We start from the raw sequence: 19,406 nt of genomic DNA, 5'->3' as shown, positions 1-19,406 counted from the left end.
GTCTGCCTACCAGCGCACCGGCAGGCTCCGCAGCCCCCGTATCAGCATCCCCGGCAGCCACTCCCCCGGCGGTCCGTCCAGGGCCAGGTCCGGGGCGCGGTCCAGCAGGCTCCGGATCGCCGTCCGCGCTTCCAGGCGGGCCAGGGGCGCGCCCAGGCAGTAGTGGATGCCGTGGCCGAAGGCGAGGTGACCCCGGGGGTCGCGGCGGATGTCGAAGGTGTCCGGGGCCGGGTAGCGGGCGCCGTCGCGGTCGGCCGCGGTGAGGCCGACCATGACGTGGTCGCCCCCGGCGATGGCGGTGCCGGCGATCTCCAGCGGCTCGGCGGCGTAGCGGAACGTCGCGTTCTCCACCGGTCCCTCGTAGCGCAGGGTCTCCTCGACCGCGCCGTCGATCAGGCTCATGTCGGCGCGCAGGGCGGCGAGTTGGCCGGGGTGGGTGAGCAGGGCGTGGACGCCGTTGGTGATGAGGTTGACCGTCGTCTCGTGGCCGGCGATCAGCAGGAGGAAGGCCATGCCCAGCAGTTCCTGCGGGGAGAGCCGGTCGCCGTCCTCGGCGGTGGTGCGGATGAGGTCGCTCAGCAGGTCGTCGCCCGGCCCGGCGCACCGCTTGTCCTCGATCAGCTCGCGCAGGTACGCGTCGAGCCGGACGACGGCGTCGTAGGCGCTCTCGGGGCTGGTGGGCGCGACCACCTCCGTCGAGACCTTCCGGAACTCCGTGCGGTCCATCTCGGGCACGCCGAGGAGCTCGCAGATCACGGTGATCGGCAGCGGGTAGGCGAGGGACTGCACCAGGTCGCCGCGGCCATAGGGCAGCATCGTGTCGAGGAGGTCGTCGGTGATCTCCTGGACCCTGGGCCGCAGTTCCTCCACGCGGCGCATCGTGAAGGCGCGGGAGACTAGGCCGCGCAGCCGGGTGTGCTCGGGCTGGTCGGCGCCGAGCAGATGGCGGCCGATCAGCTCCTCCTCGTGGAACGTCACACCGATCGGGCGGCCGTCCTTGGACAGCCGGGGGTCGGCGAGCGCGGCCCGCGCCTCCTCGTGCCCGACGACGAGCCAGGCCCAGTAGCCGGGATCGGAGCCCGGCGGCCGGATCCGGTGCACCGGGCCGCGCTCACGCAGTCGCGCGTACACGGGATGCGGGTCCGTGCGGAAGGCCTCGCCGAACTCGCCCAGGTCGACCACTTCTGCCATGAAGATCCCTTCCCCTCACTCCGAGAACGGACAGCGCGACCCGCTAGTGCCCGCCCTCCCTCGATTCCCCGGATTCCGCGGCGTCGGTCCCGTCCTCCAACAGCCCCGCGTCATACGCGAGCAGCGCGATCTGCACCCGGTTGTTGAGGCCGAGCTTGGCCAGGACGCGGGAGACGTGGGTCTTGACGGTGGCCACGCTCATGAAGAGTTCCGCGGCGATCTCGGCGTTGGACAGGCCCCGGCCGACCGCGACGGCCACCTCGCGCTCACGGTCGTTGACGGCGGCGATCCGTGCGCGTGCGCGTGCCCGGCGGGTGTCGGCGGCGGTGCCGGCCGCGTGGTGCATCAACTGCCGGGTGACGGTGGGCGACAGGACCGGGTCGCCGGCCGCGACCCGGCGCACCGCGTCGACGATCTGTGCGGGCGGGGTGTCCTTGAGGACGAACCCGGCGGCGCCCGCGCGCAGGGCGCGCAGGACCTGTTCGTCGGCGTGGAAGGTGGTGAGGACCACGACCTGGGGCGCGTCGGGCCGGGTGCGCAGCCGTTCGGTGGCGGTGATGCCGTCCATGGACGGCATCCGGATGTCCATGAGGACGACGTCCGGGCGGGTGCGGTCGACGAGCGCGTCGACGTCCTTGCCGTCGGCGGCCTCCCCGACGATCTCGATGCCGTCGGCACCGCCGATCATCAGGGACAGGCCGGCCCGAACCAGCGGATCGTCGTCGACGAGGAGCAGTCTGATCGCGGTCATGAGGCCTACGTAATCACGGTTTCGGGGTCCTACCGGCTGTCGTCGGCCACACAACCGCACTCCGTTCCGGAACCGCCGCCACCGCGCCGACGTACCGCGGGGGAAGCGTCAACGGCGCGCGGTCGGCGTGGAGTTGGCTCGGCTCCCGGAGCGCGGCGACCGAGACACGGACGCCGTACGACGCCCAGGCCACCCGGGCGACACGGCGCTGCTGCGGTTCCGCGGACACCGAACCCGGCGCGCCCGGTGCCCGTGTCGTCACGGTCCTCGGTTCCTGCCACTCGGGCGGCGCGCACCCTTTGCTGGCAGGCCGGTTCGCGGCAGGCGCGAACACCCCACGCGCGGCGCCCGGTTCACGTCCACGGCAGCCACGCCCGCACCCCGAACCCTCCGCCCGCCTCCGGCCCGTGCTCGAGTCGCCCGCCGGCCAGCGTCGCCCGTTCGGTCAGCCCGATGAGCCCCTGTCCTGAGCCCGGTACGGGGGTCACCTCGCCCTCGGGTGCGGGGTTGCGGACGGTCACCGTGAGGCCCTCGCCGGGCGCGCCCTCGACCGCGACGGTGACCTCGGTGCCGGGGGCGTGTTTGCGGGCGTTCGTCAGGCCTTCCTGGGCGATGCGGTAGGCGGTGCGGCCGACGGAGGCGGGGACGGCGGCGGGGTCGGTGACGCGGGTGTCGAGGCTGACCTTCATGCCGGCCTCACGGGACTCGGCGACCAGCGCGTCCAAAGCGGCGAGGGTCGGCTGGGGGCGGCCCGTGTCGTCCTGCTCCCCGGCCCGCAGGACCCCGATGATCTCGCGCAGGTCCTGGAGCGCCTCGTGGGAGCTCTCCCGGATGACGCCGGCCGCGCGGGCGACCTCCTCCCGGGGTGCGTCGGGCCGGAACTCCAGCGCGCCCGCGTGCACACTCAGCAGGGTCAGCCGGTGGGCGAGGACGTCGTGCATCTCGCGGGCGATGGCCTCGCGGGCCAGCCGCTGCGCCTGCTCGGCCCGCAGCCGGGCCTCCGTCGCGGCGCGCCGGGCGCGGTCCTGGAAGCTCAGCACCAGTTGCCGCTTGGACCGTACGACCATGCCCGAGGCGACCACCACCGCGGTCATCAGCACGAAGATGACGACCGTGGCGAGATACGGCAGGTCGGGGTCGGGACGGATCCAGCAGTAGAGCGGGATCAGCGCCATGTTGGCCCCGCCCACCCACGCGATGTACCGGAACGGCCGGTGCACGGTGAGCGTGAACAGGGCGATGATGCAGGTGCCGCCCGCGGTGTCCGAGACGAGCCCCACGGGGAGCATGGCGACGGCCAGCCCGACGGGCCAGCGGCGGCGCAGCCACACCGCGGCGCAGGCGATCGCGCCGATCACCTGGTCGAGGCGGGCGAGGGCGTCCGGGACATGGGGGTTGGAGGTCACCGCCTCCGCGCCGACCAGGCCGATGATCACGGCCACCGCGAAGCAGCTGAAGTCGACGAGCCAGTCGCGCGCGGTACGCCGGGGCCGCTGTCCGGGGCGCTCGCCGTCCGGGTCGAGCTCCTTCAGAACGGCTGAGGGCATCAGCCAGCGCCGCCCCGCGAACGCCGGGGGCACCGCTACGGGCTCGTCTCCACTCACGGTCGACAAATCTACGCACGGAAGGTCCGTGTCACCTCCGCGCGGACGCGATCTCCGACCAAAGTCGGCGGGCCGCCTACTTTCGGCGCGGCCGGACCGCGCGGACCGCAGACTTCCGTCGCACGCGCCTCGCCCCGCGGCCGATGTGCGTGGGGGGTCCGCGGGGCGAGCGTATGCGCATGAAGCAACTGCTGGAACTGCTCGGATTCCTCGCCCTGGTGCAGGGCGTCGCCGGCCTGGTGCACGAGTTCACCGACTGGCACTGGGGACTCGTGCAGCGGATCGGCTTCCTCGACGGCTACGGGCTCTACGCGAGCGTCGCCCTGCTCGTGCTGGCGATCGCTCTGTTCGCCGCCGCGGAGAGCCGGAAGCCGGGCTGAACGCGGACCGGAGCTCCGGCCGGCTCAGCAGCCGTAGTTGACCAGCTTGAACGTGGCGTAGTGGTCCGCCGTGTAGTAGTCCTCCTGGGTCTTCTGGCCGGTGACGATACGACGGGCTCCGCGCGTGGACGATCCGGGCGTGATGACCGTGTACTCGTGGTAGTAGCTGCTCGACTGGCTGGGCAGGACGCCTTCCCGGTTCTGGAAGACGGCGCCGTCCTGGGAGTACGGGAAGGGACCACCCTGCTCGATCAGGTCGAGGGTGTCGTGCGCCTGGGAGGGCAGGGCGCTGTAGCAGATGCTGCCGACCGCGGCGGCGGCCGGGGAGGCCGTGGCGACGGTGCCGCCGACGAGAAGCGCGGACAGGACGGCGGCCGCGGCGCCGATACGAGTGATTCGTGGGGGGAATCTCATGCCCTCATGATGACGCGCGTAGACAGTGGCATGTCAATGACAACTTCGGAGATTTTCACCGTCAAGTCCGATGAGTTTTCCCGGAGTTAACCTGCCGCCCGGCGCCCCCACGCGGTCCCCACAAGCACCAGCGCGCCGCCCGCCAGGCCGAGGACGCCGAGCCGTTCCCCGCCGAGCGTGATACCGGCCAGGGCGGCCCACAGGGGTTCGGTGCCCAGGAGCAGGCTGACCCGGGAGGGGGAGGTGCGGCGGACCGCCCACATCTGCACGAAGAAGGCGAACAACGTGCAGCACACGGACAGGAACAGCAGCCCGGCCCACTCACGCGGCCCGAAGTCCACGGCCGTCTGCCAGGGCGTGGCGTCGGCGCCGGTCGCCAGGAGCGCGAACACCGCCACGGCGGCGCCGAGTTGGACGGTGGTCAGGGAGAGCGCGTCGGCGCCCTGGACGGACTTGACGCGGGACATGGCCAGGACGTGGACCGTGCGGGCCAGGGCCGCGAGCAGCATGAGCAGATCGCCGAGGGAGGGCGAGGTGAAGCCGCCGCCCTGGGTGAGCAGGACGACGCCGAGCACGGAGAGGGCGGCGGCGCCGAGGAAGGCCCGTGAGGGGCGGGTGCGGGTGACGGCGGCCTCGGCGAGCGGCGTGAAGATCATGGTGAGGCTGATGATGAGGCCCGCGTTGGTGGCCGAGGTGTGGACGACGCCGTACGTCTCCAGCAGGAAGATCCCGCTGAGGATCAGCCCGAGGAGTCCGGCCCCGCGCCACTGGACGGCGCTCAGGGTGCGCAGCGAGCGCCAGCCGACGGCCACGAGGGCGGGCAGGACGATCGCGAAGCGCAGCACCAGGACCGCGATCACCGTGCGGGCGGTGGTGATGTCCTTGGCGGCGAGATAGCTCGCGCCCCACACCACCGCCACGAGCAGGACGGGCAGGTCGGTCAGCCAGGTGCGGCGGGGCGCGAGGACGCCCGGTACGGCGATCGAGGACATCTGGGCGGCTCTCCCGGTCTCCCTCGGTGATGTGGAGACGTCGGTGGCTCGCACGCGGAGCGATCACCGTACTCGCGCGGCCGGACTTCGCCTAGGGGTTTTCGGGGAGCTCGTAAGACCCGTACTCCGGCCGTCCCGCCAGGTCGTACGTCTGGATGGAGGCGCCCGTGGAGGTGATGAGCCCGCTCCGGTGCGTGAAGGCGGTCGGCAGGCCGCCCTCGGTGAAGAGGCGGCGGCCGGCGCCGAGCACGACCGGGAAGGTGATCAGGTGGACGGTGTCGATCAGGTCGAGGTTCAGCAGGGACCGCAGGAGGGCTCCGCTGCCGTGGAGCTGGATCTCGCCGTCGGTGCGCTCCTTGAGGGAGGTGACCTCCTTGGCGAGGTCACCGCCGATGACAGTGGTGCCGGACCACTCCGGGTCGGTGAGAGTGGAGGAGGCGACGTACTTCGGCAGGGCGTTGAGCTTCGCGGCGACCGGGTCGGCGGGGTCGGTCACCTTCGGCCAGTACCCGGCGAAGATGTCGTACGTGCGACGGCCGAGGAGGAACGCGCCGACGTCGGCGAAGACCCCGCCGACGAACCGGCCGAAGTCCTCGTCGGCGTACGGGACGGTCCAGCCGCCCTGCTCGAAGCCGCCCCTGGTGTCCTCCTGGGGGCCGCCGGGGCCCTGGTAGACGCCGTCGAGGCTGACGAAGATCTGGGAGACGAGCTTGCCCATGACGGGTGCCTTCCCTCTCGGGTGGGGTCTGTTGTCATCAGCTCAGACCCCACGGGCACCCGCAACTCATCGGTGGCGCGTCACCCGGCGTTCGTGGAGAACAGGCCGCCCGTCGGGCCCTGCTTGTCGCCGCCCTGCGCCTTCTTCAGGGCGTTGGCGAGGCTCTCGATGGTGAGGGACTGGAGGATGACGCGGCCGCTGCCCTCCAGGGTGGCCAGGGAGAGGCCCTCGCCACCGAGGACGGCGTTCATGAGCCCCTGCCGGTTGAGGCCGCCGACGCGCTGGACGCCGTAGCGGATGCCCTCCTCGAAGGCGACGACGCAGCCCGTGTCGACCTCGATGCGGCCCCCGAAGTCCGCCGGATCGAGGTCGATGAAGTTTCCGGCGCCAGCGATGATCACGGTGCCGCGGCCGGTGAACTTCTCCAGGACGAACCCCTCGCCGCCCTTCATGCCAGTCCTGCCGCCCTGGAAGGCGATGCCGAAGTCGACGGTGGACTCGGCGGCGACGAAGGCGTCCTTCTCCGCGAACCACGCGCGCGTGCCGTCGAGCTCCAGGGCCCGCATCTCACCGGGCAGGACGCCCGCGAAGCCGACGGTGCCCTCGCCGCCGGTCGACGTGAAGTACTGGAACGCCAGCGACTCGCCCGCGAGGGCACGCTGACCGACCTGCATGGCGGTGCCCATGGCCTGGCGGAGCATGCCGCCCATACCGCCGGCGCCGCCCTGGGGCTGCTGGCCACCGGGGTTCGACGGGCCGCCGAGGCGGGTCTCCATGGTGACGTTCGTGGTCTTGAACAGGAACTTTCCGGCCTCGCAGTACACGGTCTGACCGGGCTGCAGGCTGACGACCGCCATCTGCATGGCGTTGCCGACGATGTCTTGCTGAAGGGTCACGTCTGGAGAACGCGGGAAGCGGAGGAAAGAGTTCCGGGCATCCCACCTCGGTGTCCGTTCGCCGCCAGCACGGGCGCCCGCGGACCACTGGGATGGAGCCATGACTGCTTCTCTGAACGGCAAGGTGGCTCTCGTCACGGGCGGCAGCCGCGGTATCGGCGCGGCGACAGCGGTACGGCTGGCCCGGGAGGGCGCGGACGTGGCCCTCACGTACGTGAACGGCAAGGAGGCGGCCGAGGACGTCGTACGGGCCGTCGAGGCGGTGGGGCGCCGTGCGGTGGCCCTGCGGGCGGACTCCGCGGACGCGGCCGAGGCGGCGGGAGCCGTGGACCGTGCGGTGGAGGCGCTGGGCGACCTGGACGTGCTGGTCAACAACGTGGGCGTGGGGGTGCTGGGGCCGCTGGAGGACCTGTCGCTCGCGGAGGTGGACCGGGTGCTGGCGGTCAATGTGCGCGGGGTGTTCCTGGCCTCGCAGGCGGCGGCCGCGCGGATGTCGTCCGGGGGCCGGATCATCACCGTCGGCACCTGTATGACCCAGCGGGTGCCGGGCCCCGGCGGGACCCTCTACGCGACCAGCAAGTCGGCCCTGATCGGCCTCACGAAGGCCCTCGCCCGGGAACTCGGCCCCCGCGGTATCACCGCGAACATCGTGCATCCGGGTCCTGTCGACACGGACATGAATCCGGCGGACGGGCCCTACGCGGCGGGGCAGGCGGCGATGACGGCGCTCGGGCGGTTCGGGACGGCCGGCGAGGTGGCGGGGATGGTCGCCTACCTGGCGGGGGCGGATTACGTGACGGGGGCGGAGCTGTCGGTGGACGGGGGGCACGCGGCGTGACGCCCATGTGATGTTCTCGCCCCCGCCGCCCCTACCCGTCCCGTCCCTGGGGGCTGCCGCCCCCAGACCCCCGCTTCGGCCCTGAACGGGCCTCGTCCTCGAACGCCGGACGGGCTGGTTTCTCAGCCCCTCCGGCGTTTGACGCCCTGCGCCTGTCAGCCGCCGAGTTCCTGATGCCGGGCCGCCAAGGCTGTCGCGCCGGACTCCGTCAGGGAGCCGTGCAGCCGCAGGCGGGAGATGCCGCCGTCCGGGAAGATGTCCACGCGCGCGTGGGTGCCGACCGCCGGGGCGGGGAGGACGAAGCGGTGGTCGGTGTCGGGCTGGAGGCGGGTGCGCGGGAGGATCTCCGTCCACTCGCCGTCCTCGCCGTCCTTGACGGACACCGAGGCCCAGCCGGCGCTGTTGCCCTTCAGATACGCCGTGTCGATCTCGATCGCGCGGATCTGGGACTGGGCCACCAGGCGGTAGCGGATCCAGTCGTTGCCCTGGTCGCGGCGGCGGCGGGTCTCCCAGCCGTCGTCCATCTTGCGGGAGCGGCCCGGCTGGATGGTGTTGGAGGCCGGGGAGTAGAAGAGGTTGGAGGCGTCCTCGGCCTGGCCGCCGTTCTCCAGGGCGACCACGTCGAAGGTGCCGAGGACCGACAGCCACTGCGGGTCCGGGACCACTTCGCCGTGGACCCGCAGGCGGGCGATGCCGCCGTCGGGGTGCTGGTTGACGCGGACGTGGGTGAAGCGCTGCTCGACCGAGACCTCGAAGCCGTTGGCCGCGTGGCCGCCGACCGCCGTGCGCGGGACGAGCGTCGTCCACTTCACGTCGTCGCCCAGCAGTTCCTCCGGCGACGGCGAGCCCGCCACCGACGTCCCCTCGACCGACACCGCCTGCGGGTAGTTGCCGCGGAAGTGGGCCGTGTCGACGACGATGCCGCGGATCACGCCGGGCGCGCCGAGGCGGACCAGCGCCCAGTCGTGGTCCTCGGCCGTCGGCCACGGGTGCCCGGCGGAGGCACCACGGCGGCGGCGCGTCTCCCAGCCGTCCATGATCTTGCCCTTGTGCCCGAAGTGCTCGGGGTCGAACTCGGCGCGCCCGGGGATCAGCAGGTTCTCGCGCTGGGCGAAGAACTCGTCGTTGGCGGCGATGACTCCGGCACCGAGCTGCCGGGCGGCGAGGTCGGCGTACTGGGTGAAGGGGAAGTCGGCGGTGCGGTAGTCCGCGTACGGGTCACCGCCGCCGTACGGGTTCGCGTCGCCGGTGAAGCTCGGAATCGCCGTCAAAGGTCTGCCTTTCGAGAGTCGGCCGCTGCGGGTGCGGAGGTCTGAATCAGTGGTCCCGGGTGAGGAGCCGGCCCTTCGGCTCCGTGAACTCGCCGTCCTGGACGATGCGTTCGCCGCGCAGCCAGGTCGACTTCACGACGCCGTACAGGGTCTTGCCCGCGTACGCCGTCACGCGGTTGCGGTGCTGGAGACGTGCCGGGTCGACGGTGAAGGTCTCGTCGGGCGCGAGGACCGCGAAGTCGGCGTCACGGCCGGCCTCGATGGCGCCCTTGTGGTCCAGGCCGACCAGTTCGGAGGTCCGGGTGGACATCCAGCGGACGACGTCCTCGAGCGAGTGGTCGCGCCTGCGTGCCTCGGTCCACACGGCCGCGAGGCTCAACTGGAGGCCCGAGATGCCGCCCCACGCCGTCGCGAAGTCGTCCGTCTTCAGGTCGGCCGTCGAGGGCGAGTGGTCGGTGACCACGCAGTCGATGGTGCCGTCGGCCAGCGCCTGCCAGAGCAGGTCCTGGTTGGCAGACTCGCGAATCGGCGGGCAGCACTTGAACTCGCTGGCACCGTCGGGGACTTCCTCGGCGGTGAGGGTGAGGTAGTGCGGGCAGGTCTCGACCGTGATGCGGACGCCCTCGGCCTTGGCGGCGGCGATGAGCGGGAGCGCGTCGCTCGACGAGAGGTGCAGGACGTGCACGCGGGCGTCCAGCCGCTTCGCCTGGGCGATGAGCTGGGCGATAGCGGTGTCCTCGGCGTCGCGCGGACGGGAGGCCAGGAAGTCGGCGTACCGGGGGCCGGCCTGCTGCGGGGCGGCCTCCAGGTGGTGCGGGTCCTCGGCGTGCACGATCAGCAGGCCGCCGAAGGAGGTGATCTCGGCCAGCGACCGGGCGAGCCGGTCCTGTTCCAGGTGCGGGAACTCGTCCACGCCGGACGGGGACAGGAACGCCTTGAACCCGAAGACACCGGCCTCGTGCAGCGGGCGCAGGTCCTTGACGTTGTCGGGCAGGGCGCCGCCCCAGAAGCCGACGTCGATGTGGGCCTTGTCGGCGGCGACTTCCCGCTTCGTACGGAGGTTGTCGACGGTCGTCGTCGGCGGCAGGGAGTTGAGGGGCATGTCGACGAGGGTGGTGATGCCGCCGGCCGCCGCCGCGCGTGTGGCGGTCCAGAAGCCCTCCCACTCGGTGCGGCCCGGGTCGTTGACGTGTACATGGGTGTCGACCAGGCCGGGCAGGACGACGTGGTCGCCGACGTCCTCCAGCCGGGCACCCTCCGGGACGGCGGCGTCGTACGGCAGGACGGCCGTGATCCTCCCGGCGGAGACGGCGACCGAAGCGGCTCGCGTCCCTTCCGGAGTGATGACGCGCGTCGAGCGCAGCACCAGTTCTACGTCGGACACCCGGACCCCTCTCTGTCGCCGTTGTTACTTCCGGGAAATGGAATTTACTTCCACGCAACGGAATTCAACGTTCTGTTGAAGGAGTCTTCACTCCCGCTTCCGTGCCGTCAAGGGCACACTTCTCCAGAGGGCTTCGATGCGCCACACTCTGGACGTTTCCACAAGGCGGAATTAGAATTCCGACAGGCAGAACGTAGCTACGCACCAGCGGGGAGTCAACCGACTGGCGGGTAGGCTTCTGCCCTTTCCCGCCCGCCCCGAAAGGAACGCGCCGTGCCGACGTCCAGCGCCAGCACCACCGACTCCGCCAAGTCCACCACTGGCGGGGTCCAGTCCCTCGAGCGCGCCTTCGATCTGCTGGAGCGGATGGCGGACGCGGGCGGCGAGGTCGGCCTCAGCGAGCTCTCCGCGAGCAGCGGACTGCCGCTGCCGACCATCCACCGTCTCATGCGCACCCTCGTGGCCTGCGGATACGTCCGTCAGCAGCCCAACCGCCGCTATGCGCTGGGCCCGCGTCTGATCCGCCTCGGCGAGTCCGCGGCCCGGCTGCTGGGCACCTGGGCCCGCCCCTATCTGGCCCGGCTGGTCCAGGAGACCGGCGAGACGGCGAACATGGCGCTGCTCGACGGCGACGAGATCGTGTACGTCGCCCAGGTGCCGTCGAAGCACTCGATGCGCATGTTCACCGAGGTCGGCCGGCGCGTCCTGCCGCACTCCACGGGCGTGGGCAAGGCCCTGCTGGCGAACGTCCCCGACGCCGAGGTGCGCGCCCTGCTCGCCCGTACCGGCATGCCGGCCGCGACGGAGAAGACGATCACCACGCCGGAGGGCTTCCTCGCGGCCCTGGCCGACGTACGGCAGCTCGGTTACGCGGTGGACGACAACGAGCAGGAGATCGGCGTCCGCTGCCTCGCGGTGTCGGTCCCCGACTCCCCCACCGCCGCCGCCATCTCGATCTCCGGCCCCGCGGGCCGGGTCACCGAGGCGGCGACGGACAAGATCGTGCCCGTGCTCCAGCAGGTGGCCGGGGAACTCTCCGAGGCGCTGGCCACCCAGAGCCCCGCATGACCGGCTTAGTGCGCTGGCCGGGCCGGTACACCGACCGGCACGGCACCGAGGAGATCACCTTCGAGTCGGACGGCCGCGAACTGATCCGTACGACGATCAGGGGCGTCCGCTTCGAGGGCGACACGATGGACGACCTCGGCGCCCTGGGCGGTACGCCGCCCGGCCTCCCGTTCTCCTTCTTCGACGGAGGCCTGTGCTCGTGCCTCCTGGAGTGGGAGGTTGCGCTGCCCGTCGACGTGGCGGGGGACGGCGTACGGCCCGGTGTGCTGCACTGCGCGCTGCGGATGGGGGGACCGGCGGGTCCGGGGCGCGGCCTGGACGCGGAGACCCTGACCGCCACCCTGCGGCTGGACGGACACGAGTACCAGGTCGTCGACGGCCCGGGCGACCTCGAGCACGCCCTGCACGCCCTCCAGCGCGCGTTGCCCCGAGCGGCCCGGCTCCGGGCCTGCGTCGCGTGCGCCTGGTCCGACTACCACCCGGCCGGCAGCCCGATGATGGCGGGGCTGGCCTGCTTCCGTGACGCCAAGGACCTCTACCGCCGGGTGGACGGCAAGCACGGGCCGCACGGCATCTTCGCGGTCTGGCAAGCGCAGACCGAGCTCGTCCAGGAGACCTGGCTGTGCGAGGAGTTCGAGCACCGCACCTCGGACCACGGCTACCGGGGGCCGTTCCCCTACCGCGGGTCGCTCTGACCTAGCGCCGCGGCTGCCCGAACAGATCCACCGCGTCGCGTACGTCCCTCAGGCCCCGCGACAGCGCGCTCACCGACCCGATCGCCCCCGCGATCAGCAGCAGCGACCTGCGCAGCCGGGGCACCTCCGGTGTCCCGTCGATCGTCATCGCGGCCAGCGCGGCGAGTTCGTCCTCGGCGATGCCCCGGTCGGGGAACTCGGCCGGATGCGCGGCGAGTTCGCGGCGCAGCCGGGACACCGCGGTCCGCAGGCCCGCCACCCTGGGGTCCTCGTCGCTGCCGGTCACTGACGGCCTCTGTCCCAAGCTCCGCAACACAGCTCTCCCCCCTCGCACGCCGTGGTGCGCCCTACGTCGTGATCCCGCCCGAACCGCCCCATGGCGTTGGTCGGGCGCCGGGGACGCGGGTCAGTAAACGCCAGCCGGCAGGGGCCGCGCCACTCCGCGGACCGAAATTCAGCCCCGGGAAACCGGCCAGTACGCGGGGCGTCAGGTATGCAGGACCCATGACGGACAACACGCGCCAGGTCGCCGGGCTGCTCCTCGCCGCGGGGGGCGGCCGGCGACTGGGCGGACGCCCCAAGGCACTGCTCGGACATCGTGGCAGGCCATTGATCGAACACGCAGTGGGCGTCCTGCGCGCCGCGGGCTGCGCGCGCGTGCACGTGGTGCTGGGCGCGGCCGCCGACGCCGTGCGCGAGACCGCGCGGCTCGACGGCTGCGTGCTCGTGGACAACCCCGGGTGGGAGCAGGGCATGGGCTCCTCGCTTCGAGCGGGTCTCGACTCGTTCTCCGGCACGGACGTGCGGGCCGCGCTCGTGTCGCTGGTCGACCAGCCCGGTATCGGACCGGAGGCGTACGCGCGCGTGCTCGGCGCGTACGCGTCCCCCCATTCCCTGGTCTCGGCCGCGTACGACGGCGTACGCGGGCATCCCGTGCTCTTCGGGTCCGCCCACTGGGCGGGGATCGCCGCGACTGCCACGGGAGACCGGGGGGCACGTGCCTATCTGAAGGAACGCGCCGGGGAGATCACCCTCGTCGAGTGCGGGGACGTCGCCCGGCCCTACGACATCGACACCGCCGAAGATCTGCAGCACCTTGAGTGAGCGAGGTGGCACTCAGCGCCACGTTCCCTCGACTCGGAGAATCTCGACATCAACAAACCATTGAACTTCCACGATGAGGAAACTAGTATCCACTGATCAGAAGCGCCCTACCCCTCCCAGGGCGTTCCTCGCCGTACCCGGTTCGAGTGGCACCCGGTGCCAACGCTGAAGGAAGTGACAGCTCATGTCCGCACCAGCGCCGTCCCCGCTGGCCATCGTCGACGCCGAGCCCCTGCCCCGGCAGGAGGAGGTGCTCACCGACGCGGCCCTCGCCTTCGTGGCCGAGCTGCACCGCCGGTTCACGCCCCGCCGTGACGAGCTCCTCGCCCGCCGTGCGGAGCGCCGCGCCGAGATCGCCCGCACCTCCACGCTCGACTTCCTGCCGGAGACGGCCGCGATCCGCGCGGACGACTCCTGGAAGGTGGCCCCCTCCCCCGCGGCCCTGAACGACCGCCGCGTCGAGATCACCGGCCCCACCGACCGCAAGATGACGATCAACGCCCTCAACTCGGGTGCGAAGGTCTGGCTCGCGGACTTCGAGGACGCCTCGGCGCCCACCTGGGAGAACGTGATCCTCGGCCAGGTCAACCTCGCCGACGCGTACACCCGCAGCATCGACTTCACCGACGAGAAGTCGGGCAAGTCGTACGCCCTGCGCCCGGACGAGGAGCTCGCCACCGTCGTGATGCGGCCGCGCGGCTGGCATCTCCACGAGCGCCACCTCGTCGACGCCGACGGCTCCCCGGTGCCGGGCGCCCTCGTCGACTTCGGCCTGTACTTCTTCCACAACGCCCAGCGCCTGCTCGACCTCGGCAAGGGCCCGTACTTCTATCTCCCCAAGACCGAGTCGCACCTCGAAGCCCGCCTGTGGAACGACGTGTTCGTCTTCGCGCAGGACTACGTCGGCATCCCCCAGGGCACCGTCCGCGCCACCGTCCTGATCGAGACGATCACGGCGGCGTACGAGATGGAGGAGATCCTCTACGAACTCCGCGACCACGCCTCCGGGTTGAACGCGGGCCGCTGGGACTACCTGTTCTCCATCGTCAAGAACTTCCGTGACGGCGGCGCCAAGTTCGTCCTGCCGGACCGCAACCTGGTGACGATGACGGCCCCGTTCATGCGGGCGTACACCGAACTCCTCGTCCGCACCTGCCACAAGCGCGGCGCGCACGCGATCGGCGGCATGGCGGCGTTCATCCCGTCGCGCCGGGACGCCGAGGTCAACAAGGTCGCCTTCGAGAAGGTCCGTGCCGACAAGGACCGCGAGGCCGGCGACGGCTTCGACGGCTCCTGGGTCGCCCACCCCGACCTGGTCCCGATCGCCCTGGAGTCCTTCGACAAGGTCCTCGGCGACCGGCCGAACCAGAAGGACCGCCTCCGCGAGGACGTCCACGTGGAGGCGGCCGACCTGATCGCGATCGACTCGCTGGACGCCCGGCCGACGTACGACGGTCTCGTCAACGCCGTCCAGGTCGGCATCCGCTACATCGAGGCCTGGCTGCGCGGTCTCGGCGCGGTCGCCATCTTCAACCTGATGGAGGACGCGGCCACCGCCGAGATCTCGCGCTCGCAGATCTGGCAGTGGATCAACGCGGGCGTCGAGTTCGAGCACGCCGGAGAGACCGTGAAGGCCACGCCCGAGCTGGCCCGCGAGATCGCCGCCGAGGAGCTCACCGCTATCCGCGCGGAGCTCGGCGAGGAGGCGTTCGCCGCCGGCCACTGGCAGCAGGCGCACGACCTGCTCCTGGAGGTCTCCCTCGACGCCGACTACGCGGACTTCCTGACGCTGCCCGCGTACGAGCAGCTCAAGGGCTGACGTCCTCCTGCGCGGCCCTGTCCGAGTGGCCCAGGGACTTTCCCGGGGCCACTCGGTCGCGTACGGCCTGCTTCACGGCGGTGGGCTCCGGGAAGCCCTGCTCCTTGCGGTCCCAGACGACCTCGTCGTCGACCCGGACGACGAAGACGCCACCGGTGCCGGGCTTGAGCGACAGCTCGCCCAGCTCCGTCTCGAAGGTCGTGAGCAGCTCCTGCGCCAGCCAGGCCGCGCGGGGCAGCCAGCGGCACTGGGTGCAGTACTCGATCTGTACGACGGGACTCATCCGAGGTGTACCGACCAATCCTGTTCCGCCGCCGGTTTGCCGTGCAGGTCGGGGACCCGCTTCAGCCAGTCCGGACGGCCCTGCTGTGTCTTCGCCGCGCGGCGGGCCTCCTCCGCGGCGAGTTCCTCCCGGGTGGGGAAGTCGGTGGGCAGCCAGGCGTGGGAGGCCTGGACGCGCGCGTGGAGGTACTCCACGTAGGCCTCCCGCGCCAGGGGCGGCGCGTCGAAGTCCGTCAGCCAGGCGTCGGGGACCTCGGCGACGACGGCGCGCAGCAGTTCCTCGGTGACCTTCGGCGCCAGCTCCGCGTCGGCGGCGCGTACGTCGGGGGCGTAGTGGCCGAGGGCGTGGTGGCGGAAGTCGTAGCGCTTGGCGGGGTCCGAGCCGTCCCAGCGATGGTGGAAGACGAGGGCCGCGCCGTGGTCGATCAGCCACAGGCGCGGGGGCGCGACGCCGAGTGTGGGCCAGACCATGAGGTTGGAGCTGTGGACGGTACGGTCCACGTTCACGGTCAGGGCGTCGAGCCAGACGATCCGGCCCGCCTCCAGAGGGTCGACCCGGAACGACTTGGCGACGTCCGGGGTGAAGTCCGCGGCGCCCGACAGGTAGTCCATGCCGAGGTTGACCCCCGCGCTGGCGCCGTGGAGTTCGCGCACCTCCTGGTGCGGCTCGCTGTCGGCGATCGCCGGGTCGAAGTGCACGAGGACCAGTTCGGGGAAGCGCAGTCCGAGCGCGCGGGCCAGCTCGCCGACGATCACCTCGGCGACCAGGGCCTTGCGGCCCTGTGCCGAGCCGGTGAACTTCACGACGTACGTCCCCAGGTCGTCGGCCTCGACGACTCCGGGCACGGAGCCGCCGGACCGCAGCGGGGTCACGTATCGAACAGCAGTCACATAGCGCAGCACACGGGCCAGGGTAATTCAGATCATGTGGCGGCCAGCGGGTTCGGCAGGGGGAGGTAGCGCGCGTCCGCGCCGTCGGCTCCGGTCCAGCGCAGCAGCAGGTTGGTCTTGCCGGGGAGGGTGGGCGAGGCGAGCAGGGCTCTGATCTCCGGGAGGTCGTGGCGGGCCAGTTCGCGGCGGGCGGCGGGCCAGGGGTCGAGACCGGGATGCCGCTCGGCGAGGACGGCCGCGACCTCGCACAGATGGTTCACGACCAGCGTGTACACCAGCCGCTCCCACCCGGCCGCCCGGCCCACGTCCGAGAGCAGCTTCACGCCCTCGGCGTCCCGGAACAGCGCCTGCACGGGTGTTCCGCCGGCGTCGACGGCGACCAGCGTGTTCTGCAGATGTGCTTCGAGTACGACGCCGTGGTCGGCGAAGGCCGCGAGGGCGGGCGGCACGACGGCGCGCAGATACGCCTCCCACCAGGCCGCGCCGCCGGACGGGCTGCCCTCGAAGCCCTCCACGAGGCCCGCGGCCAGCAGCGGGGTGGCGCCGGCCTCGAGGTGGCCGTGGAAGCCGTCGCGGACCAGGACCGCCAGTTCCTCGAAGGCGAAGTCGGCGGTGCGGTAGCCGCGGTCCGACAGCCAGGCCGCCGGCCCCCCGGCGAACGCGCGGACCGCCGCCGCGTCGGTCCTGCGGAGTCTCAGCAGGTCGTGGCGCCACAGGCGGCGGATGTCGTTGGTGATCCGCACGTCCAGGCTGAACTTCAGGAACAGGTCGTGCTCGGGGGCGTACAGGGTGCGGATCGCGGCCGTGGGCCAGGCGTCGAAGCCGGTGGTGCCGAGGCGGATCAGACGGCCGTCGGCGAAGGCGTCCGAGAGGTCGACCAGGTCGAGCTGCCAGGGGTGGGCGGGCAGCAGCCGGTAGCCGGGCGGGGCCGCACCGAGGGCGTCGAGGGCCGCGGTGTCGCCCTCGTCCACGACCGTGTCCTCGCGTACGCCGAGCAGCGTCAGCGGGAAACGGGCGTGCGCCTCGGGTGCGTACGGCAGCCAGCCGGCGGCCGGACCGCCGCCGCGCGCCTTCGGGGCGGGGTGGTACGGGTGGCCGGTGAGGAGGGACTGCTCGGAGAGCAGGTACGGGTCCGTGGGCGGCGTGGCACGCGCGCGTGCGGCGAGGATCGCGGCCACCGCGTCCCGGCTGTCGATCATCTCGGCGGGCAGGTCGGGGTTGGACAGGCCGGTGTGGCGGGTCAGTTCCTCGACGACGAGTTTCACGAGCTCGGTGTGGCCGATGCGCCGCCAGTGACCGCCGGTGTCCACCTCGGGGTCCGCGGGCCGCCGGTCGCCGCGCACCCGCAGCAGTCGCCCGCTCGGCAGCCTGTGCGTGCGCGGCTCGCCGGAGCCCGGGAGCGGCTCGGCGACCTCGCGCAGCAGACAGTTGAGCAGCGGCGCCGCGGCATGGGCGTCGGCGGCGGCCGGGGGAATGAGGTCCACGCGGTTCACTCGTTCTCTACGGGCGGGCGGAGACGATCAGTATCTATGTCGTCACCCCCGCCGTGACGCCCTACTCGTACCCGAGGAGCCCGCCCGTGCACCGTCCCCCCACCGCCGAGGCCGAGGTCGCCGAAGAGCTGGCCGCAGTGCGCCCCGGCCTCGTGTCGCGGTACACGGCCGAGCTCCCCGGCGCCCGCGCGGCCGTACTGACCCGGCTGTGGCGGGCGCTGGCCCATGAGCCGCTGCCTTGGGTCACCCGTCGCGAAAGCACCCGGGACGCCCTCGTCCTGCGCCTTCGTGACGGACGCCGGCTCCAGGGGCCGCCCGCCGACCCGTACGCGACCGCCGCGTACGTCACCGTCGTCCACCTCGACGACCGGGCGTACGACGATCCGGCACGGCTGACGACCGACCTCGGCGTACCGCACGGCCCGGATCTGGCCGCCGAGCTCGGCCACAGCGTCGCCTCGACGGCGCTGTCCCGGGCCGGGCAGGAGAACCCTTCGGACGAGTGGCCCGGGACCGACTGGGAGTGGGAGCAGCGCGTGGTCGACGGGCACCCGTACCACCCCAACTGCCGTTCCCGACCCGGCTTCTCGGTGGCCGAGCAGCTGGCGTACGGTCCCGAGCACCGGCCGCTCGTCGCGTTGCGCCTGATGCCGGTCGGGGCGGACGAGTGCCTGGTGACCGGCGGGTGGCCGGACGGGATGCGGGACGGGGGGCGGCTGTTGATCCCGGTGCATCCCTGGCAGGCGGCCCATGTGCTGAAGCGGGCGGGCGACGAGGGGCCGGTGGCGCATCCGCTGATGTCCCTGCGCACGCTGGCCCTGGCCGACGGCGGTCCGCATGTGAAGACGGCCCTGAGTGCCCGGCTGACGTCCTCGGTGCGGGACATCTCCGTCTACTCGATCGGCCTGTCGGCGACCCTGTCGGCATTCGCGGAGACGCTCACCGCGCACACGGACGGTCTGCTGCACTTCACCCGCACCCTGGGCGCGGCGACCGCCGACTCCCCTGACCTGGCCGCCGTCCTGCGCGAATCGCCGCAGACGTACGCCGGGAGCGGCGAGCGCGTCGTCCCGGTGGCCGCGCTCGCCACCACCGGGCTGCCCCGATCCCCGGGCTGGCTGGCGGAGTTCGCGCGGCTCGCGCTCACTGTGGGGCTGCGGCTGCTGGAGCTGGGCGTGGCGCTGGAGGCACACGGCCAGAACCTCCTGGTGGTGCTCTCCTCGGCCGGCGCCCCGCTGCGGCTGGTCTATCGCGACCTGGCCGACATCCGGGTCAGCCCGGCACGGCTGACGCGACACGGGCTCCCGGTACCGGAGTTGACGGGCCGGATCGTCACGGACGACGAAACCGCCCTGCGGCGCAAGCTGTTCGGGGCACTGGTCGCCGGAGCCCTGGCGGGGACGGCGGGTTCGGGTACGGCGTTGGGCGCGGCGCTGGAGACCGTCGTAGGAGATCTTCCGCGCACACCGGATCTGGTGGCGCTTCTCGAGAACCCGCTGCCCGCAAAGGCGTTGACGCTGATGAGGCTGTCGCCGGGGACGCCCGGGGATCAGTGGGCGCGGCTGCCGAACCCGGCCCGTTTTGGAGTGCGGCACTCCTGATCAATAGGATCCGC

20 protein-coding genes are annotated in these 19,406 nt (G+C 72.1%); 7 read left to right on the top strand and 13 right to left on the bottom strand.

From position 1 onward, the window contains the following. Positions 1 to 6: 6 nt before the first annotated feature. The 3 genes from OG381_RS36280 to OG381_RS36270 form a co-directional block, all read right to left on the bottom strand. Positions 7 to 1,191, bottom strand: coding sequence for a cytochrome P450 family protein (locus OG381_RS36280; RefSeq protein WP_327720229.1), 1,185 nt, complete (start codon positions 1,189 to 1,191; stop codon positions 7 to 9). Positions 1,192 to 1,234: 43 nt separating this feature from the next. Next, positions 1,235 to 1,942 carry a response regulator transcription factor gene (locus OG381_RS36275; RefSeq protein ID WP_327720228.1) on the bottom strand — a complete coding sequence of 236 codons (708 nt, stop codon included), beginning with the start codon at positions 1,940 to 1,942 and terminating at the stop codon, positions 1,235 to 1,237. A gap of 353 nt (positions 1,943 to 2,295) precedes the next feature. Then, a complete protein-coding gene (locus tag OG381_RS36270; protein WP_327720227.1) occupies positions 2,296 to 3,555 on the bottom strand; it encodes a sensor histidine kinase in 1,260 nt (419 codons plus the stop codon). Positions 3,556 to 3,725: 170 nt separating this feature from the next. Here OG381_RS36270 and OG381_RS36265 point away from each other — a divergent pair, with 170 nt between their 5' ends. Continuing rightward, entirely contained in the window at positions 3,726 to 3,926 is a 201-nt protein-coding gene (locus tag OG381_RS36265; protein ID WP_327720226.1) for a hypothetical protein, read from the top strand. Positions 3,927 to 3,950: 24 nt separating this feature from the next. Here OG381_RS36265 and OG381_RS36260 read toward each other — a convergent pair whose 3' ends face one another. The 4 genes from OG381_RS36260 to OG381_RS36245 all read right to left on the bottom strand — a co-directional run bounded on the left by OG381_RS36260 (position 3,951) and on the right by OG381_RS36245 (position 6,946). After that, entirely contained in the window at positions 3,951 to 4,340 is a 390-nt protein-coding gene (locus tag OG381_RS36260) for a ribonuclease domain-containing protein (protein WP_327720225.1), read from the bottom strand. Between the two features lie 86 nt (positions 4,341 to 4,426). Beyond that, complete coding sequence (locus OG381_RS36255) at positions 4,427 to 5,332, bottom strand: DMT family transporter (RefSeq protein WP_327720224.1); 906 nt, start codon at positions 5,330 to 5,332, stop codon at positions 4,427 to 4,429. Positions 5,333 to 5,423: 91 nt separating this feature from the next. Beyond that, entirely contained in the window at positions 5,424 to 6,050 is a 627-nt protein-coding gene (locus tag OG381_RS36250; protein WP_327720223.1) for a dihydrofolate reductase family protein, read from the bottom strand. An 80-nt stretch (positions 6,051 to 6,130) separates the two neighbouring features. Next, positions 6,131 to 6,946: an AIM24 family protein gene (locus tag OG381_RS36245; RefSeq protein ID WP_327720222.1), complete on the bottom strand. Its 816-nt coding sequence runs from the start codon at positions 6,944 to 6,946 to the stop codon at positions 6,131 to 6,133. A 100-nt stretch (positions 6,947 to 7,046) separates the two neighbouring features. Between OG381_RS36245 and OG381_RS36240 the strand changes: the two genes are divergently transcribed. Beyond that, entirely contained in the window at positions 7,047 to 7,784 is a 738-nt protein-coding gene (locus tag OG381_RS36240; protein WP_327720221.1) for an SDR family oxidoreductase, read from the top strand. Between the two features lie 155 nt (positions 7,785 to 7,939). Here OG381_RS36240 and alc read toward each other — a convergent pair whose 3' ends face one another. After that, positions 7,940 to 9,055, bottom strand: a complete 1,116-nt coding sequence (alc, locus tag OG381_RS36235; protein WP_327720220.1) for an allantoicase — start codon at positions 9,053 to 9,055, stop codon at positions 7,940 to 7,942. 46 nt (positions 9,056 to 9,101) lie between these two features. Further along, positions 9,102 to 10,439: an allantoinase AllB gene (allB, locus tag OG381_RS36230; RefSeq protein ID WP_327720219.1), complete on the bottom strand. Its 1,338-nt coding sequence runs from the start codon at positions 10,437 to 10,439 to the stop codon at positions 9,102 to 9,104. Positions 10,440 to 10,712: 273 nt separating this feature from the next. On the opposite strand from allB, the gene OG381_RS36225 reads away from it, so the two are divergent. Then, positions 10,713 to 11,507, top strand: a complete 795-nt coding sequence (locus OG381_RS36225; RefSeq protein ID WP_307024138.1) for an IclR family transcriptional regulator — start codon at positions 10,713 to 10,715, stop codon at positions 11,505 to 11,507. Next, entirely contained in the window at positions 11,504 to 12,202 is a 699-nt protein-coding gene (locus OG381_RS36220) for a DUF6304 family protein (RefSeq protein WP_327720218.1), read from the top strand. The genes OG381_RS36225 and OG381_RS36220 overlap by 4 nt, the downstream gene beginning before the upstream one ends. A gap of 1 nt (position 12,203) precedes the next feature. On the opposite strand, the gene OG381_RS36215 is transcribed toward OG381_RS36220, so the two are convergent. After that, positions 12,204 to 12,488, bottom strand: coding sequence for a DUF5955 family protein (locus OG381_RS36215; RefSeq protein WP_327720217.1), 285 nt, complete (start codon positions 12,486 to 12,488; stop codon positions 12,204 to 12,206). Between the two features lie 218 nt (positions 12,489 to 12,706). On the opposite strand from OG381_RS36215, the gene OG381_RS36210 reads away from it, so the two are divergent. Together OG381_RS36210 and aceB are read left to right on the top strand one after the other, a co-directional pair. Beyond that, on the top strand, positions 12,707 to 13,306 hold the full coding sequence (locus tag OG381_RS36210) for a nucleotidyltransferase family protein (RefSeq protein WP_327720216.1): 600 nt from the start codon (positions 12,707 to 12,709) through the stop codon (positions 13,304 to 13,306). Between the two features lie 184 nt (positions 13,307 to 13,490). Further along, a complete protein-coding gene (gene aceB, locus OG381_RS36205) occupies positions 13,491 to 15,125 on the top strand; it encodes a malate synthase A (RefSeq protein ID WP_327720215.1) in 1,635 nt (544 codons plus the stop codon). Here aceB and OG381_RS36200 read toward each other — a convergent pair. From OG381_RS36200 to OG381_RS36190, 3 genes are read right to left on the bottom strand one after another with little or no spacing between them, the layout of a single operon-like run. Beyond that, entirely contained in the window at positions 15,115 to 15,408 is a 294-nt protein-coding gene (locus OG381_RS36200; protein ID WP_327720214.1) for a SelT/SelW/SelH family protein, read from the bottom strand. The genes aceB and OG381_RS36200 overlap by 11 nt on opposite strands. Continuing rightward, positions 15,405 to 16,310 (bottom strand): HipA family kinase, encoded by a 906-nt coding sequence (locus tag OG381_RS36195; RefSeq protein ID WP_327720213.1) that lies wholly within the window; start codon positions 16,308 to 16,310, stop codon positions 15,405 to 15,407. The genes OG381_RS36200 and OG381_RS36195 overlap by 4 nt, the downstream gene beginning before the upstream one ends. 20 nt (positions 16,311 to 16,330) lie before the next feature. Next, positions 16,331 to 17,791, bottom strand: a complete 1,461-nt coding sequence (locus OG381_RS36190; protein WP_327720212.1) for an IucA/IucC family protein — start codon at positions 17,789 to 17,791, stop codon at positions 16,331 to 16,333. 86 nt (positions 17,792 to 17,877) lie between these two features. Between OG381_RS36190 and OG381_RS36185 the strand changes: the two genes are divergently transcribed. Next, entirely contained in the window at positions 17,878 to 19,392 is a 1,515-nt protein-coding gene (locus tag OG381_RS36185) for an IucA/IucC family protein (RefSeq protein ID WP_327720211.1), read from the top strand. Positions 19,393 to 19,406 lie beyond the last annotated feature (14 nt).

This window comes from Streptomyces sp. NBC_00490 (genome assembly GCF_036013645.1).
Lineage (GTDB): Bacteria > Actinomycetota > Actinomycetes > Streptomycetales > Streptomycetaceae > Streptomyces > Streptomyces canus_F.
The sequence above is the reverse complement of the archived record's forward strand: the minus strand, read 5'-3'. Positions and strand labels throughout refer to the sequence as shown.

Excerpts from the sequence above, each read along its gene's own strand:
- OG381_RS36280 (WP_327720229.1), bottom strand. The coding sequence starts at position 1,191 with ATGGCAGAAGTGGTCGACCTGGGCGAGTTCGGCGAGGCCTTCCGCACG.
- OG381_RS36275 (WP_327720228.1), bottom strand. The coding sequence starts at position 1,942 with ATGACCGCGATCAGACTGCTCCTCGTCGACGACGATCCGCTGGTTCGG.
- OG381_RS36265 (WP_327720226.1), top strand. The coding sequence starts at position 3,726 with ATGAAGCAACTGCTGGAACTGCTCGGATTCCTCGCCCTGGTGCAGGGC.
- OG381_RS36260 (WP_327720225.1), bottom strand. The coding sequence starts at position 4,340 with ATGAGATTCCCCCCACGAATCACTCGTATCGGCGCCGCGGCCGCCGTC.
- OG381_RS36255 (WP_327720224.1), bottom strand. The coding sequence starts at position 5,332 with ATGTCCTCGATCGCCGTACCGGGCGTCCTCGCGCCCCGCCGCACCTGG.
- OG381_RS36250 (WP_327720223.1), bottom strand. The coding sequence starts at position 6,050 with ATGGGCAAGCTCGTCTCCCAGATCTTCGTCAGCCTCGACGGCGTCTAC.
- OG381_RS36240 (WP_327720221.1), top strand. The coding sequence starts at position 7,047 with ATGACTGCTTCTCTGAACGGCAAGGTGGCTCTCGTCACGGGCGGCAGC.
- OG381_RS36220 (WP_327720218.1), top strand. The coding sequence starts at position 11,504 with ATGACCGGCTTAGTGCGCTGGCCGGGCCGGTACACCGACCGGCACGGC.
- OG381_RS36210 (WP_327720216.1), top strand. The coding sequence starts at position 12,707 with ATGACGGACAACACGCGCCAGGTCGCCGGGCTGCTCCTCGCCGCGGGG.
- aceB (WP_327720215.1), top strand. The coding sequence starts at position 13,491 with ATGTCCGCACCAGCGCCGTCCCCGCTGGCCATCGTCGACGCCGAGCCC.
- OG381_RS36200 (WP_327720214.1), bottom strand. The coding sequence starts at position 15,408 with ATGAGTCCCGTCGTACAGATCGAGTACTGCACCCAGTGCCGCTGGCTG.